The sequence below is a fragment of the uncultured Lamprocystis sp. genome, assembly GCF_903933125.1.
In the GTDB taxonomy this organism is placed as follows: Bacteria; Pseudomonadota; Gammaproteobacteria; order Chromatiales; family Chromatiaceae; genus Thiodictyon.
In genome coordinates this window covers 1-13,578 of sequence record NZ_CAIZIZ010000542.1, presented here as the reverse complement: position 1 = coordinate 13,578, position 13,578 = coordinate 1, and the positions used below count along the sequence as shown (strand labels likewise).

General features: G+C 61.5%; 11 protein-coding genes. 3 read left to right on the top strand and 8 right to left on the bottom strand.

Annotated elements, in window-relative coordinates; genetic code table 11:
* Positions 1–41: 41 nt before the first annotated feature.
* The 6 genes from QZY03_RS29740 to QZY03_RS29715 form a co-directional block, all read right to left on the bottom strand.
* Positions 42–995 carry a hypothetical protein gene (locus QZY03_RS29740; protein ID WP_295587635.1) on the bottom strand — a complete coding sequence of 318 codons (954 nt, stop codon included), beginning with the start codon at positions 993–995 and terminating at the stop codon, positions 42–44.
* On the bottom strand, positions 992–1,192 hold the full coding sequence (locus tag QZY03_RS29735; protein ID WP_295587633.1) for a hypothetical protein: 201 nt from the start codon (positions 1,190–1,192) through the stop codon (positions 992–994). The genes QZY03_RS29740 and QZY03_RS29735 overlap by 4 nt, the downstream gene beginning before the upstream one ends.
* The gene (locus QZY03_RS29730) at positions 1,189–1,818 is read right to left on the bottom strand and encodes a hypothetical protein (RefSeq protein WP_295587631.1); all 630 of its coding nucleotides are present in this window, start codon (positions 1,816–1,818) and stop codon (positions 1,189–1,191) included. The genes QZY03_RS29735 and QZY03_RS29730 overlap by 4 nt, the downstream gene beginning before the upstream one ends.
* Positions 1,819–3,174 carry an AAA family ATPase gene (locus tag QZY03_RS29725; protein WP_295587629.1) on the bottom strand — a complete coding sequence of 452 codons (1,356 nt, stop codon included), beginning with the start codon at positions 3,172–3,174 and terminating at the stop codon, positions 1,819–1,821. It lies immediately after the preceding gene.
* Positions 3,171–5,213, bottom strand: a complete 2,043-nt coding sequence (locus QZY03_RS29720; protein WP_295587627.1) for an N-6 DNA methylase — start codon at positions 5,211–5,213, stop codon at positions 3,171–3,173. Before QZY03_RS29720 ends, QZY03_RS29725 begins: the two co-directional genes overlap by 4 nt.
* Positions 5,214–6,270: 1,057 nt before the next feature.
* A complete protein-coding gene (locus QZY03_RS29715; protein ID WP_295587625.1) occupies positions 6,271–6,645 on the bottom strand; it encodes a helix-turn-helix transcriptional regulator in 375 nt (124 codons plus the stop codon).
* A gap of 150 nt (positions 6,646–6,795) precedes the next feature.
* On the opposite strand from QZY03_RS29715, the gene QZY03_RS29710 reads away from it, so the two are divergent.
* Positions 6,796–7,239, top strand: coding sequence for a helix-turn-helix transcriptional regulator (locus QZY03_RS29710; protein ID WP_295587623.1), 444 nt, complete (start codon positions 6,796–6,798; stop codon positions 7,237–7,239).
* A gap of 567 nt (positions 7,240–7,806) precedes the next feature.
* Here QZY03_RS29710 and QZY03_RS29705 read toward each other — a convergent pair.
* Both QZY03_RS29705 and QZY03_RS29700 read right to left on the bottom strand, forming a co-directional pair.
* Entirely contained in the window at positions 7,807–7,995 is a 189-nt protein-coding gene (locus tag QZY03_RS29705) for a heme-binding protein (RefSeq protein WP_295587639.1), read from the bottom strand.
* A 150-nt stretch (positions 7,996–8,145) separates the two neighbouring features.
* Positions 8,146–8,937, bottom strand: a complete 792-nt coding sequence (locus QZY03_RS29700; protein WP_366935582.1) for a DUF1186 domain-containing protein — start codon at positions 8,935–8,937, stop codon at positions 8,146–8,148.
* An 88-nt stretch (positions 8,938–9,025) separates the two neighbouring features.
* On the opposite strand from QZY03_RS29700, the gene QZY03_RS29695 reads away from it, so the two are divergent.
* Both QZY03_RS29695 and QZY03_RS29690 read left to right on the top strand, forming a co-directional pair.
* Positions 9,026–12,187 carry a mechanosensitive ion channel domain-containing protein gene (locus QZY03_RS29695; RefSeq protein ID WP_295587621.1) on the top strand — a complete coding sequence of 1,054 codons (3,162 nt, stop codon included), beginning with the start codon at positions 9,026–9,028 and terminating at the stop codon, positions 12,185–12,187.
* A 202-nt stretch (positions 12,188–12,389) separates the two neighbouring features.
* Positions 12,390–13,445 (top strand): DUF2333 family protein, encoded by a 1,056-nt coding sequence (locus QZY03_RS29690; protein ID WP_295587620.1) that lies wholly within the window; start codon positions 12,390–12,392, stop codon positions 13,443–13,445.
* The last annotated feature ends 133 nt before the right edge of the window (positions 13,446–13,578 follow it).

Below are 13,578 nucleotides of genomic sequence, written 5' to 3'. Positions count from 1 at the left end.
TGGTGCGCCGCACCAGTTGGGCGGCGGCGAATTTCGTCAACTCAACCGCAGACCCGGACGCCCTCGTTATTTCCCGCCAGGATTGGCAACGCGTGCTGAATCAACTGGCCTCGACTCCCTGAAATGGCCAAAGTCGAGCTACTCGGCCCTTTTTTAATCTTCCGTACCAGCTCAACAAACTTGGGATTAAAATTCAAAGCACGCAACGAAGCCACATATGGTGCAGCCACGGAAAAGCCGAGATTCAATCCGTCAGCATGCCATTCTGTCGCAGAGATATCCTCTAATCCGACGGATGCGAACACCTCATTCGTTGCTTCTCGAACAAGGCGCTGGTAATTCGATAACAACTGTACAGCCTCCTGCATTTTGGCGTCGACACTAACTTCAAACACAGCGCCGAACCTCGGAACTGGCAATCCCGCGATGTGCTCAGGTTCGATGTGTTGGATGATGGCACCATAGGTTCCCGAAACCACGAGCGGCACACCGTAGCGACTCGCAAGAAAGGCGTACAGATAGCCTGGCGAAATCAAGGATGTGTTTGCAGAGACCTTTAACACATCTTGAGACGACCAAATGCCATCCATATCAGGACGCACATAACACATGCGACCGATCGTGCCAGAGCATGATATGAGAGTCATTCCTGCCTCTAAACGCAGGTAAGACAAACGAGACGATTCCGCATCCTTTCTGCGTAGCAGTGGCAACCTACTGAGATCGGCCAGCATGATCGTTCCGCTGCTGATGAATGGCACCCCGTGTTCAGGCGATTCCACATAATTACGCTTAAACATCGGCCCGTTATAGATGCCGCCCACGTAGCCGGCGGTGAGCGTGCTCAATAGGTCTTTGCGGACACTCAGCTGCCGCAAGATATCTCTTGCCTCCAACGCCCCCGACATATACGGATTGCAATCCAGTCGCCGCCCGCCCTCTTCCAGCCAACTCGATCGCACCACCCGGGCGTTCTTGAAACTCGCAAAGCTCATGCCGCCCCCCCCGCCGGGAACCAGGCGCGAAGCTGCGCGGTCAGCCGCTGAAACTCGGTATCGGTGCAGGCATTGATCCGTATGGCCGCCGCAATCCGCTGGTAGACCGCCGACGATTTTCTCACCCGGTTCTCCTTCTGGACCTGCTGAAACACATCCTTCCGGCACCAGCGTTTTAAGTCGGTGAGTGCAGTCATGGAAACCAGACCTGGAGTTGCAGCCGCAGTGACTGGAATTCGGTATCCCGGCAATTGGTTACCGACACGTTGGCCGCGATCTTGCGATACAGAGAGGACGAGCGGATGCCGCGCAACTGTCGCATGACGCACTTCTCAAGCGCTGCCTTCGGATCGGTCGGCTTATCCTGGCCCGCCGGCCAGTCCCCCGTCTGCTCGAGAAAGGCGCGCAGACTCGGCGGTCTGGTGTACTTGAGGGCCGACTCGACGTGAATATTGTCTTGCCATATCCACTGCTCCAGTTCAGGGTCGATGACGAGCACGATGAAATGGCTCTCTTGCCAACCGGCAGACAGTAACTGCTGCGCGATATCTTGGCGGATCTGGGCCTGTCCGGGCGAGCCGCCGAAATCTCTGTCAAGCGCGACGACCAACTTGTGATGGGTCTTCAAATACCCTTTGCAGAGCGAGCCCGCGTGACGCCACAGCCCGCCGTCGGTCTTGCCTTTCGCCCGTGCGATGTCCAGGAGGGGGGAAAAGTGAAAGGCCCCACAGCCCATGCTGAGATGAAAATTCGGCCGATTGAGAAACCCTGTGAACGTCTCCGCCATGTTTTGGTCTGCCACATAGAAAATGCAGTCGCGCATCTAGTTCAATACCTCGGCGGCAAGCAGCACACCCAGGTCTGGATCGATGTCCTTTCGCCACTCAGCAAGCCGTGGATGATCTTTCCCACAGATCAATTCAACCGCGCCGCTGGGCGTGAGCCGCGCACAAATCAGATCTTCGAGTTCGATGCTGCCGAGGAGGACCGGCGAGTGTGATGATATCCATATCTGGGATTCGGGCATGGATGACAGTGATTCCAGCACCGTCTCAATCGCTCGGGGATGGATGCCGTTCTCCGGCTCTTCAGTGACGAGCAATTTCGGTGGATTATGCAGATAGGGTAGCAAGGTCAAGGTCAGAATACGCAGGGTGCCATCCGAGAGTCCGCTGGACGTGACGCTGTAGCCGCTGACATAGCGAATAATGAAATAGGCGTAATGATCCTCCTCACGTTCCTTGATCTCGATGTCTGCCACCGGCACCAGTGCGGTCTTGACGTGATCCACCCAATCCGAGTAGTCCTGGCTGCGATAGGCGGCACGCTCGGCCGCGGTGGCTCCATCCGGCAGGCCAGCCAGTTTCAGATCGAGCGCCAGCCAAGGCAGGTTGAGTGCCGAAGGAATGACGCCCTTTTCCAGTCCGGGAGGACTCGGCGCGCGGAGCCGGTCCCACTGCGGATCGAGAAAGACACTCCGCGCGGTCAAAAGGCCGTAGAGCCAATTGGCGGCCGGATAACTATCCGGACTGTACTTAACCACCGGCATGGCGAGCAGACCCGGTTTAACGCGCGTCGTCAGCGAGCCCGGTTGTGTATCGGTCTCTGTCGCGAATACCGCGGGACCACCGACTTCGCGACGCAGGATGAAATGCCAGTCGGCCTGGCCGCTGTTCGATTCACCCCAGATGCCGACAACGGACCGATCCGGCCGCCCTTGCTCCGGGAAGACGAAGAGATACTCATTCCGAACCTGGAGATCACGCTCGTTGACAACCTCGAGCCGTAACTCGTAGCGGATGTGCGTCGGCCAGCGCGCCGGTGTGTTGCGCAGTGCATCTGCCTCGGCCTTGGCCATCGTGCGCGTGAGCAGTGATTCGACCCACTGATCGCGAATCGCGTCGGGCAGTTTGGCCTCCAGGGCGATGGAGCAGTCGTCACCCCGCCCAGCATAGATCAACTCGCGCAAGGTCGCGGCCCGGGCGGGCTTGTCGCCGCGCTTGACCAAGAAAATAGGGGCGATCGTGTCCGCACGGAGCAGTTCCCCGACCAGGAACGGCAGGTCGAGCAGCGTGCTCTTGCCCGCACCGTTGGCGCCGACGATGATCTGAAAATCGGTCAGGTCGATGGCCAGGCGCTCGAAGCAGCGGTAGCGGATCGCTTCAAGGCGCGTGATCATTTGCCGGGCTCCGGGTACTTGGTGCGGAACTCGGCGTAGGCCCGGGCGATCTCGGGCAAGTCGTCATCGAGAATGCGGGTCTTACGGTGCAGAGTGCGCACGTGAAGACGACCACCGATACGCACCTTTTCCTCAAAGGTCGCGTCGACGAGGATTTCCTCCCCATCCGGTTGGCGCTTGTAGAGCGTATTGCCGCGGCGGTCGAAGCCAACCTTTTCCGCCACGGCCATGAAGACGGGGTAATCCTGCTTGTTGCCCAGGTCTTCCGCCTGAATGACCTCGATCGGCTTCTTCTTGAGGAAGAGCAGACTGGTGAGGATGTTGACATTGGCCTCGACGATGAAGCATTCCACCGGCAGATCGATGCTGGCCAGGACCCAGCAATGGCGCAGGATCCAGTAACGGATATATTCGTCGCCGGGGTTTCCGAGTATGCCGTCCGGCAGGACGATCCCCAAGCGGCCTTTGGGCTTGAGCCATTGGATACAGCGCTCGATGAACAAGACCTCGGGCGAGACCGCGGGCTTCAGTGCTTGCGTCATCACAAAACCCTCACCCTGGCGCTCCCAACGCCTAGCCAGCTCATACTGCTCCAGGATAGTCCTCTCGGTGATCGGGATATCAGAGCCGAAGGGCGGATTGGTCATGATGAGATCGATCGACCCAAGCGGGATTTCATCCTTGGCCACCTTGACTCCGGGTAGATGACCAAGCGGGAATTCCAGCGAATTCATGTGGTACAAATGGCCCAGCGCATTGCCCGCCATCATCACATTCATCTGCGCGGCCCGCACCAGAAAGGGGTCGAAGTCCGCACCGTAGAGCTTGTGCGTTGCGTAATTGGCCAGGCGATCCCGGATGGAGATGAATTCTTGCGTGTTCTCGTCACCAGCCTTCAGTTGTTTTTCGGCGTAAAACGTCCGGTTCAGGTGATTGAGCACTTCAACCAGGAAGCCACCGGTACCGCACGATGAGTCGAGTACCGTCTCGGTTTCTTGCGGCGCCAGGATTTGTACCACCAGGCGAATCGCGCCGCGTGGGGTGAAGTATTGGCCACGATCGCCCTTCAGGTTCTTGCCGACGATCTCCTGATAGGCCGCGCCCTTGGCGTCGACCTCGGTCCGCGCGAAGTCGTAGCGTGAGAGTTCCGAGACAATGAAGGCCAGGGCTCGATCGGACAGCGTGATCTCTTCGTTTCCCTTGAACAATTCAGGATAGGCGCGCTTGACCTCTTCGAACAGCGGTGCGATACGCCGACGGATCTCCTTTTGCCCCGCGGGGTCGAATGGCTCATAAGCCCCGGCCCAGAAGACGCGCTGTTCGCCGCGGCGGCGTTCGTCGTACATCTTACAGAAGATGAGATAGAGGAACTGCCAGAAGGCGGCATCCTTGGGCATGCCTTCGTTGCCGTGAATATAGTTGTGGCAGCGGCGGAAGGCCGTGCGCAGCATCGCGGGATCGGCAGGGCGCATCCGCGCAAGCGAGGCAGCCTCGCGCGTACCGATGGTGTCGTCACCCATGGGCCAGTCGCCAATGGGCTTGAACCAGATATCGAAGCGGGTGACTTCCTTCTGGAAGAAGAAGAATTCCAGCCCGTTGGTCCAGAGGCCATAGTTGCAGCTTGCGACCTCGGACATCACGGCATCCAGCACCGCGAACTCCTTGCTCGCCTCGTCCGGGTCGCGCATCCGGTAGGCGCCCTTGGTGCCGACCTTGGGCTCCTTCTCGACGATCACGGCGCGGTAGAGGTTCTCCGCGGTGTGTTCGGTCCCCGGCCGGAAGACGGCGATGTCCAGCTTGCGGTTCTTGCCCGAGACTTTAACCTTGAAGTCGGGCTCCATGTCCTCGGCCGCGATGCCGTACTCATGGATGATGGCGCGGGCGATTCGCTGACGTACCTGCTCCTTGTCGTTGTCTTTGACCGCCCTCCCGGTGATGTAGTCGAAGAGCTTGCCCTCATCAAGGGCACGCTCCGGCGCCTGGTCCTCAGGTTCGGCGTCGTCCGCGTTTTGGTCCTGTCTGGTGGCTGCCTTAGCCATTGCGCGTCCCCTTGTCGTCAAAGTCATCACTACCGGAGGCGGGTCCGCCCTCGCGGGTCCAGACGTCCATGCCCTCATTTTTTGAACTACCAGAAACGCCCGACCTTGTGTCCAGGCATCCCTTGGTCGTCACCCAGGTGCACACAGTGTCTGTTGAAATGCCCAAGTCCGCGGCGATTTCGTCGACGGAAAGCCAGCGATCTTCCCCAGCCTGGCCCAAAAAAGGAAGGTGCCAACGGGGTACGCAGAGACAGTCAGCATACCCCATCGGTCACTCGACGCGGACAGGTTTTGTTCTGGTTGGGTCGGTTGCAGGCGGTTCGGATCACCGCCCAGGGCCAGCGCTTGACTGTTAAGAGGCGCGAAGAAGGGACTTCGCCGGCGAAATCTTGACTGGAGCAGAGGGAGACGCGGCAATCCGGTCATGGAACACCGCCCGGCGTCGCGCCAGCGACTTGGCGACGCTCACAAGCATCCAAGGGCGGAGACAACGAGACACCGAGCAAGTGGCTTGCGAATGTCGTGACATGTGGCGCCTGGGTCGTGATGGGGCGCCAAGTCAGAGCCGGGCGACGATGACCGGCAACCCGAGCAACCACGCTTGCTCCGGCGTACTATCGACTTGCTGGTTGAGGAAAACGTGATGCCTCTTGATGCGATTCCGAGATATATCGGGCTAGCAGCCTGTCGGACTTGATGAGGTAACCGATTGAAGTTAAAGAGTTTCAGCTTTTTTGGCGCAAATTTTTTATCTTCTATAATCAAGTTCTTACGCTGCAAGTCCGACAAACTGCTAGGAACATCTGACATCGAGATGCTGGCAGGCCTGACAGAGGGGTACTTCCAAGGCAGAACTAATGTCGTGCAATTCGCTCGGCTGCGAAGCCTTCCGGCAAGCACCGAGGATCGGACGGCTCAAGGCAGTACGGTCGTAGTGCCTTTCCGGAGCCCACCCAAATCTTGACGCAGTTAGGAGTTTGTTATGGCGAAGAACACGAAGCAGACCGTGGCGCGCGACTCACCTTGCGCCCTCCTAGCCAGTCTTGGGGGGCGAGATTTATTGGGCGACTCTGGAAGCTGTTACTCCGATCGTCCCCAGGTAGGTTTGTAGTTCTGCCAGGACTGCGCGGCTCGCTAACCCATGAGAGCGATAGGCCGCTCGGATGATGGCCCGCTGCGGATCGCCCAGGTAGTCAACCGTAGGCGCCATCACCAGACGCGCGGGCGCGACGCTGAAGGCACGTGCCAGGTCGAACAGCCGCTCCAGGGAGGGACACCGCTCCCCCCGCTCGATCGCGGAGATGTAGCCCTGGCGCAGGCCGGCTTTCTGTCCAAGCGTCACCTGGCTCCACCCGCGGGACTGGCGGACTTCGCGAACATTGGCGCCGACGATGACACCCACGCCGAGGTCACTGACGATCGGGGTGATCATCCGCTACTCCATTGCGCTGGCCCACGTTGGTTGCCTGACGCCTTGAGGACATGCATATTTTTAACATCTTTCAGAGATATTTCGAGGTTCAGCCTTGGTTTTGTGGCGCTGCGCATTCCCGCACGGACCGTTTTCGTTCATGCTACGCAGATGAACGAGACCAACGTCGTGGTGATGAACGGTGCCCGGTTGAAGCAGGCACGCAAAGCCGCGGGCTTGAACCAGACGGAGCTGGCCCACCGGTGCGGGGTGGTCCAATCCCACATCAGCGGCATGGAGCGTGGCGTGCGCGCGCCGTCGATCGAGATGCTCGACACCTTGACGCAGGCGCTGGGTGTCAGCGCCCATTGGCTGATGGGAGGCGAAAGCGACGAAACGCTGGCGAGCACTGAAGTCAGCCGTGAGCACATCCTGGCGGATCGCAAGACCTCGGTCGGTCTCGCGAGCCTGGCCGGCGACGCATTCCTGTGCGAACGCTTGAACATCCGCCCCATCGAGTGGCGGGCGTTGCGCTCGTTGCAGCCGCCGAACGGGCTGACCAGGGAGGGGTATTTGGTGGTACTGCTGGCGTTGCGCGGCCACCGGGCCACGTGAAACTGACGTGAAACCGCACCGCCGCAGGGGCGCAGTAGCTATCGTCCCGCAGCCGCGTAAACGGTATGCAGGAGGACTACACCCGGTCAAGCCTAGGCCGGGACACAGGCCAGCGACCGCCGCCGCGGGGCTAGTCGTGCCGGCGCCCGAAGCGGTCGGTGTAATTACACCTGTAGCGTCATCGCGAGCCGAGCCCGACCCGCAGCAGGAGCACTGGGGAAGACTCATGAGGCATACGACTCACAGGCAACGCGGCGTACTGGTGTGACCAGAGTGTGACGCGCATCAGTCACACCCGAGACGAATGTGACATCAGCAGTCACATCCCGATCAATAATGTTTTTTAAGTATCTGAAAATAAAAGGTGAGTTATGCGACCCTCGGATTCGCAATGCGGAGGTCAGGGGTTCGATCCCCCCTCTGCTCCACCAACAAACCTCAACCGGTCCCGATTGAGGTTTTTTTGTGCCCGCTGCTGCGGAAAGGTGCGGAATGTTTGGCGTTTCTGCGGGCTCCTGCGGACTGTACATTCCCAATCCCGTCCACCAACTTCGCCAAGTGTTCGTTTTAGTTGGACTCCGTCCAGAGCCCCGAGTAGCGGATGACCGCCACGCGACTGGGCGGCACCTCGCGCAACTTGACCCTTGTGTCCAGCGGCTCGGGCGCGCTGGCCAGGGTCACGTCCTTGGGCAACACGAACTGCACCGAAAAGCCGCCGGGCGCGGCGGTCTGGGTGACAGGTGCCGTCATCTCCAGTTTGACGGACGAACATGGCTCGGGTTTTCAAGTCCGGACGCAGCGTCCTCGACGAGACCACGGAGTTCAACGAGCGGATGCCCTCAGGGCGATCCGCCACGCTGCCGCGGACGCAGGCGGCTTGGGCAGTCTCGGGCCTCTTCGGGCCGCTCAATTACAGCAGCATTTCTTGTACTTCTTGCCACTACCGCAAGGACAAGGCTCGTTGCGGCCCACCTTCGTAGCCGCCCGCGCCGGTGCCGGCATCTGGGGGACGACCGGGCGCCGGTCTGAGTTCTTGGGTAGCCGCTGCGCTGGGGCCTGAAAGCAGTACCAGCGCTCCAACTCCTCCACCGGGTGTCTAGGCAGCCTGTCTCCGGGCGATAGCTCGTAGGGCCTCGGGCAGTCCCGGTGCGCCGCCATGACACGCTCGAAGCGCTCCGCACCCCCGTCAAGGGAGTAGTCCACCAGCTGGAGCTCGAAAGCTCGGCCGATCATTGGGACCAGTTCTTGTGCGTTGATGCGGGCGGCAAGCCAGACCAGGGTGGCCCAGACCCAAGCAGTCGCGTCCGAAGGCTCCTCCCCGGCCTCCGCCGCGTCCAGCCAGCGCGTCGCAAATCGACTCAAGCGATTCTGCAGCGCGTCACGATTAAGCTCCCCGATGGCGAAGAGGATCTCCAACGCCCTAAGGGCCGCGGTTCGGACGTACTCGTTGAGCGTGGGGTCTTCGATCAGGCGCTCGATGCCGCGCGTGTCGCCGTGGCATACCGCAGCCAATTGGCGCCCGAAGCTCTCGGTCACCGTGTCTCCGATGGCGTCGAACAAGGTCTCGCCGGGCAAGGCACCCATCTGCACGAACAGCGGATAGGCCGCCGGCTCGCGGAAATAGGCCAGCAGGTAAATCGCGAAGTGGTGCCGCCAATAGCCGTCGGTCGCGATGGCCGGCGCGAACTCGGCGTCGATCTGTCGGTGCAGTTCGGCTTGGCGGCGATCGGCAATCGCCTAAAATACACCACGTATCTCAACCCCGACCGGACCCGACGAGTACACCATGCCCCTCCGGCGCACGCTGGTCCAATCGCTGACTATCCTTGCTCTCGGCCTGATCCTGATCCCGATCACAGCCCTGGCTCGACCACTCCCCGCGGCCAACACGTCCACGCCCCTGCGGGACATTCAGGAAGCGAATGACCGCTTGCTGCAAGGAGGCGCCGAGATCGCTGAGGCAACGCGGCACCGCCGGCGTGAGTCCGAGCGCCTGGCGGCCCAGATCGCGCAGGAAGAGCAGTCCCTGAGCAGCGCCGACATCCAGCCGGGAATGTTGCAGGCCGCGCGCCAGGAGCGGGATTCGGTCCGCTCGCGCATTCGGACCCTGGAGGGCCAGATCGCGCACCGGGAGGCGGCGCTGGCGCGGCTCCAACAGCGAGTCGCCGCTCTCGAACGAAGTCTGACCGACACCCCGGTCCGCGACTTGGAGGACCTGTCCCAACGCGCGGCGCTGCGGCTGCTGGACGACCAGACGACAGCCCTGCGGGCGCTGCTGGGCAGTTTCACCGATTTACTTGCCGCCGACCGCCGTTTCGAGATGTTAAGCGAGCAGCGTCTGCGTCTGCTCCAGGGACGCATCCGGCTGGACGCCATCGACTACACCGCCGCCCCCGAACACGACTCGCGCATTCCCCTGCTGGAGTCGTCGGTCTCGCAATTTCTTGGCGAAACCGCGCGCCTGGCCGCTCAACTCGTGACTATCGAGGAGAATGACCCGGCGACGCGACCGCAGCGCGACCTCCTGGAAGCCCGCCTGCATGATGCGGCCTCACGCGCCTATCTGCGCCAGAATGACCTGGACCTGCTCGGTCTGCGCGGACAACTCGACGGATTGATCGCCCTGCGCGGCGACCGGTCCGCGCCCCTGCCGTTGCTCGCGGCGGCGGCGGACGAACTCACGGCAGTTCGGGATGAACTACAGGGTCTGGAAAGCGAACTGGTCGGCGAACGCCAGATCATCGAGACACGGCGCACCCTACTGCGGGAGCGCGGCGTCACGGCAGGACCGATCTGGGACCTGACCCAGGATCTGGAGGACATGATCGACTTGCAGGAACAGGACATCAAGGCCGAGCTGAAACGGGTTGAACCCGAGCGTCTGCGCTTCGCCCAACAGATCGCAGCGGTCTATGCCGATTCACTGACCGAACGGCTGCCGTTACCCGGTGCGGCCGGGGAATGGCAACGCATCGCCGCGGGGTTCGCCGCGCTGCCGATATTGGTGATGCATGAACACAGGGCCCTGGCAACCACCCTGCAGGAGGTCATCGAGACCCTGACCGTGGGCGCGTGGATCACCGTGCTCGGGGGGATCCTGGCCGTGATTGCGCTGACCCTGAGTCTGCGTCATTGGCTGCGGCGGCACCATCTGGACTCCGGGCGCCGGCTGGCCATCCCAGGCCAGGCACTGGTCCCGGCGCTTCCCTGGGCCATTCCCGCTCTGGTCTGGCTCTGGGTAGCGGTCAGCCTCGATCTGCCCGTGAACGCATGGCGACCGCGCCTGCTGGTCCTCAGCGTCTGGCCGGCAAGCGCCTTTCTGTTGCGATTGGCCCGGCTCGAGCTGTTCGTCCCCGAGCTGCCGGCCGATCGCCTGGCCGAACGGACAGTGTTCTACCGACGACTGCGCTGGGCGCTGGTTCTGACCATGGTGATTAGCACAATGTATTCCCTGACCCACGTGCTGCCGATCTCACCCCTGGCCGCCGACCTGCTCGACCGCCTGGCCCTGATCGGTTTGCTGCTGCTCGCGGTGCCGGCGTTCGGGCTCAAGAATCTAATCCTGCAAGTCACGCAGGCGTCTGATCAAGCGGCGCAGACGGGTGCGGAACGATCGTCCGGTGCGGCACCGGACCGGATCAGCACCCCGTCGTCCGCGCAGCAACTGTCGGCCCGACCGGACAGCGCGGCGCCAAGCCGCCATGGCGTGCGCCTGCTCGCCTGGCTCTCCCGAGCAGCAGCCATCGCGCTCGCATCGGCGGGCCTGCTCGGGCTGCTGGGATACCTCAACCTAGCCTGGGCCATCGCCGCGGACCTCGGTTGGCTGGCACTGATTGCCGCACTGCTCTATCTCGCCCTAGGCGCGCTTGATGACCTGCGTACCGCCGCGGTGTACCGTTTCTCACGCTGGTCGGACGCCAAGGCGGATACCCGCGGCGATCTCTGGCGCCGTGAATTTCTTGGTCCGGCCCATGCTCTTGCAGTCCTGCTGGCCTGGCTGGCGGCGGGCTGGGGCCTGGTGCGGCTGTGGGGATGGAGCGCTCAGACCCCGCCGCTGAGCACCCTGCTGGACTGGACCCACCGCGCCTTGCTCAATGCCGGCACACTGCACCTCACCCCGCGTGACCTCGCCATCGCCGGTCTACTGGTGCTCGCCAGCTTCTGGATCGGCGCCTGGGTCAAGCGCGTCAGCTTTCATCTCGCCTACGCCCGCATCCACGATCACGGGTTACGCCAGGCACTGGCCACCTTGACCCAGTACCTGATTATCTGCGCCGGAGTCCTGGTCGCACTCCAGATCATCGGGGTCGATCTGACCACACTGCTGGTCTTTACCGCGAGCCTGGGCGTGGGCATCGGCTTCGGGTTACAGAACATCGTCAACAACTTCATCTCGGGCATCATGCTCTTGGTGGAGCGTCCGCTGCGGGTGGGCGACATCGTGACCGTGAGCGGTCATGAGGGCGAAGTCACCCGTATCGGTTTCCGCTCACTCACCATCCGCACCTTCGACAAACAGGAGGTCTTTGTGCCGAACGGATCAGTGATCACCGGGGAATTCATCAACTGGACACGTAGCGATGACATCGTGCGCACCGTACTGAACGTGGGCATCAGCTACCAGAACGACCCCGACCAGGCCATCGCCCTGGTCCGCGAGATCCTGGCCGGTTATCCCCCGATCCTGCGCAGTCCGGCGCCCCTGGTGACACTCTGGGAGTTCGGAGACTCAGCCGTCACTCTGCGCCTGGAGTACTGTATCCACTACCTGGGGCAGATCGGGCGCACCGCGGTGCACTCCGAGGTCAATCGACGTATCTGGTATGGGTTCCAGACGGCCGGGATCAGCATCCCCTACCCCCAGCGCGACCTGCACCTGAGTCTGGACCAGAGCGGCACGGTCTTGGCCGCCCCCGGCAGCGCCGCGCCTGGGACAATGGCACCCTGATGTCCTGACGGATCAGCGACCTGTCCGAAACAAACGCCGCCAGTACTGTTAATTGACAGAGACGGTGCGAATTCTCAATGCCCTATATATCATAAAACGCTTATGTTCTAATGCATCCCCTCTCAGACGACTCATGCTGATCACGGGCGCGGGACACCCCATCAACCGCCCGTCCGACACGTGAGCAAGAGCGTGACTACCGATGAATGCAGACCCCATTGACAATGAACGCAAGTCCGAACAGGCGCGCCAATCGCGTACCCGACCCACGTGGCCGATGCTGATCCTTGGGGGGACGCTGGCCGCCGCCTCCATCTACCTGGTCGCTGTGCTTGGCCTGACATTCTACTGGTGCCAACAGCCGGCGACCTTCGAGGTCGCCGCGACCATTCCCGACAGTGCGTTCGCCGCGGACGGCAAACCCATACCCGGCAGCGCGCTCGTCTCGACCACGATCCGGATTGGCGAAACACTGCTCGATAAGCCGGGCGGATTCCTTTACAACGATATCGCGCCGCCGGGCATACTGATCGACAACTGTCCGAGCTGGGAATGCGGAGTCTTGATGGCGCTGCGCGATACGCTGCGCTCACTACGCAATGATTTCAGTCGCTCGCAGAGTCAGTCATTGGAAAACGATGATGTCAAGCGGGCCGATCTGCAATTTGCGATCGATCCGAAATCCTGGATGTTCCCGACCGCCGAGGATGAGTATCGCCAGGGTCTCGACGCGCTGAAACAGTATCGCGATACGATGGCTGGTAAACCGGGCGGCGGGCATTTCTTTGCGCGCGCCGATAACCTCGCGGACTATCTCAACGTGATCGAAAAACGTCTTGGCAATCAAGCGAGCCGCCTGAGTTCGAGCATCGCCAATCAGGCACTGACGGCAGCGCTCATCCCCAACCTGGACGGCACGCTGACCACCGCGGCCGCGCCGGACACACCGACCCAGACGCCCTGGGATCAGGTCGACAACGTGTTCTATTGCACACGCGGCTACAGTTGGGCGTTGTTGCATGTCATGCAGGCGATTGCCATAGACTTCCGCGATATCCTGGAAGCCAAGAGTGCCCAGTCACTGGTACAGCAGATCATTCGCGATCTGCAGGGCGCGATCCAGACGATGTCGAGCCCGATGGTGCTGAACGGCGACGGCTACGGGGTCTTCGCCAATCACTCGCTGACCATCGCGTCTTATATCTCCCGTGTCAATGCGTCGGTGCTCGACCTGAAAACCCTGCTGCAGGACGGCTAGCAGCCTGTCGGACTTTAGGCGATTTCCGAATAAGACGCTATCAAGAATCAAGCTCCGTAGGAGCCCGCTTGCGGGCGACGTGACCTGCCGGAATCGCGTCATTGTGCCCCCACCCGTCGCCCGCAAGCGGGCT

What these genes read in the sequence shown, in the direction of transcription:
- QZY03_RS29690 (WP_295587620.1), top strand. Translation starts at nt 12,390, where the DNA reads ATGAATGCAGACCCCATTGACAATGAACGCAAGTCCGAACAGGCGCGC.
- QZY03_RS29730 (WP_295587631.1), bottom strand. Translation starts at nt 1,818, where the DNA reads ATGCGCGACTGCATTTTCTATGTGGCAGACCAAAACATGGCGGAGACG.
- QZY03_RS29715 (WP_295587625.1), bottom strand. Translation starts at nt 6,645, where the DNA reads ATGATCACCCCGATCGTCAGTGACCTCGGCGTGGGTGTCATCGTCGGC.
- QZY03_RS29740 (WP_295587635.1), bottom strand. Translation starts at nt 995, where the DNA reads ATGAGCTTTGCGAGTTTCAAGAACGCCCGGGTGGTGCGATCGAGTTGG.
- QZY03_RS29720 (WP_295587627.1), bottom strand. Translation starts at nt 5,213, where the DNA reads ATGGCTAAGGCAGCCACCAGACAGGACCAAAACGCGGACGACGCCGAA.
- QZY03_RS29695 (WP_295587621.1), top strand. Translation starts at nt 9,026, where the DNA reads ATGCCCCTCCGGCGCACGCTGGTCCAATCGCTGACTATCCTTGCTCTC.
- QZY03_RS29725 (WP_295587629.1), bottom strand. Translation starts at nt 3,174, where the DNA reads ATGATCACGCGCCTTGAAGCGATCCGCTACCGCTGCTTCGAGCGCCTG.
- QZY03_RS29735 (WP_295587633.1), bottom strand. Translation starts at nt 1,192, where the DNA reads ATGACTGCACTCACCGACTTAAAACGCTGGTGCCGGAAGGATGTGTTT.
- QZY03_RS29710 (WP_295587623.1), top strand. Translation starts at nt 6,796, where the DNA reads ATGAACGAGACCAACGTCGTGGTGATGAACGGTGCCCGGTTGAAGCAG.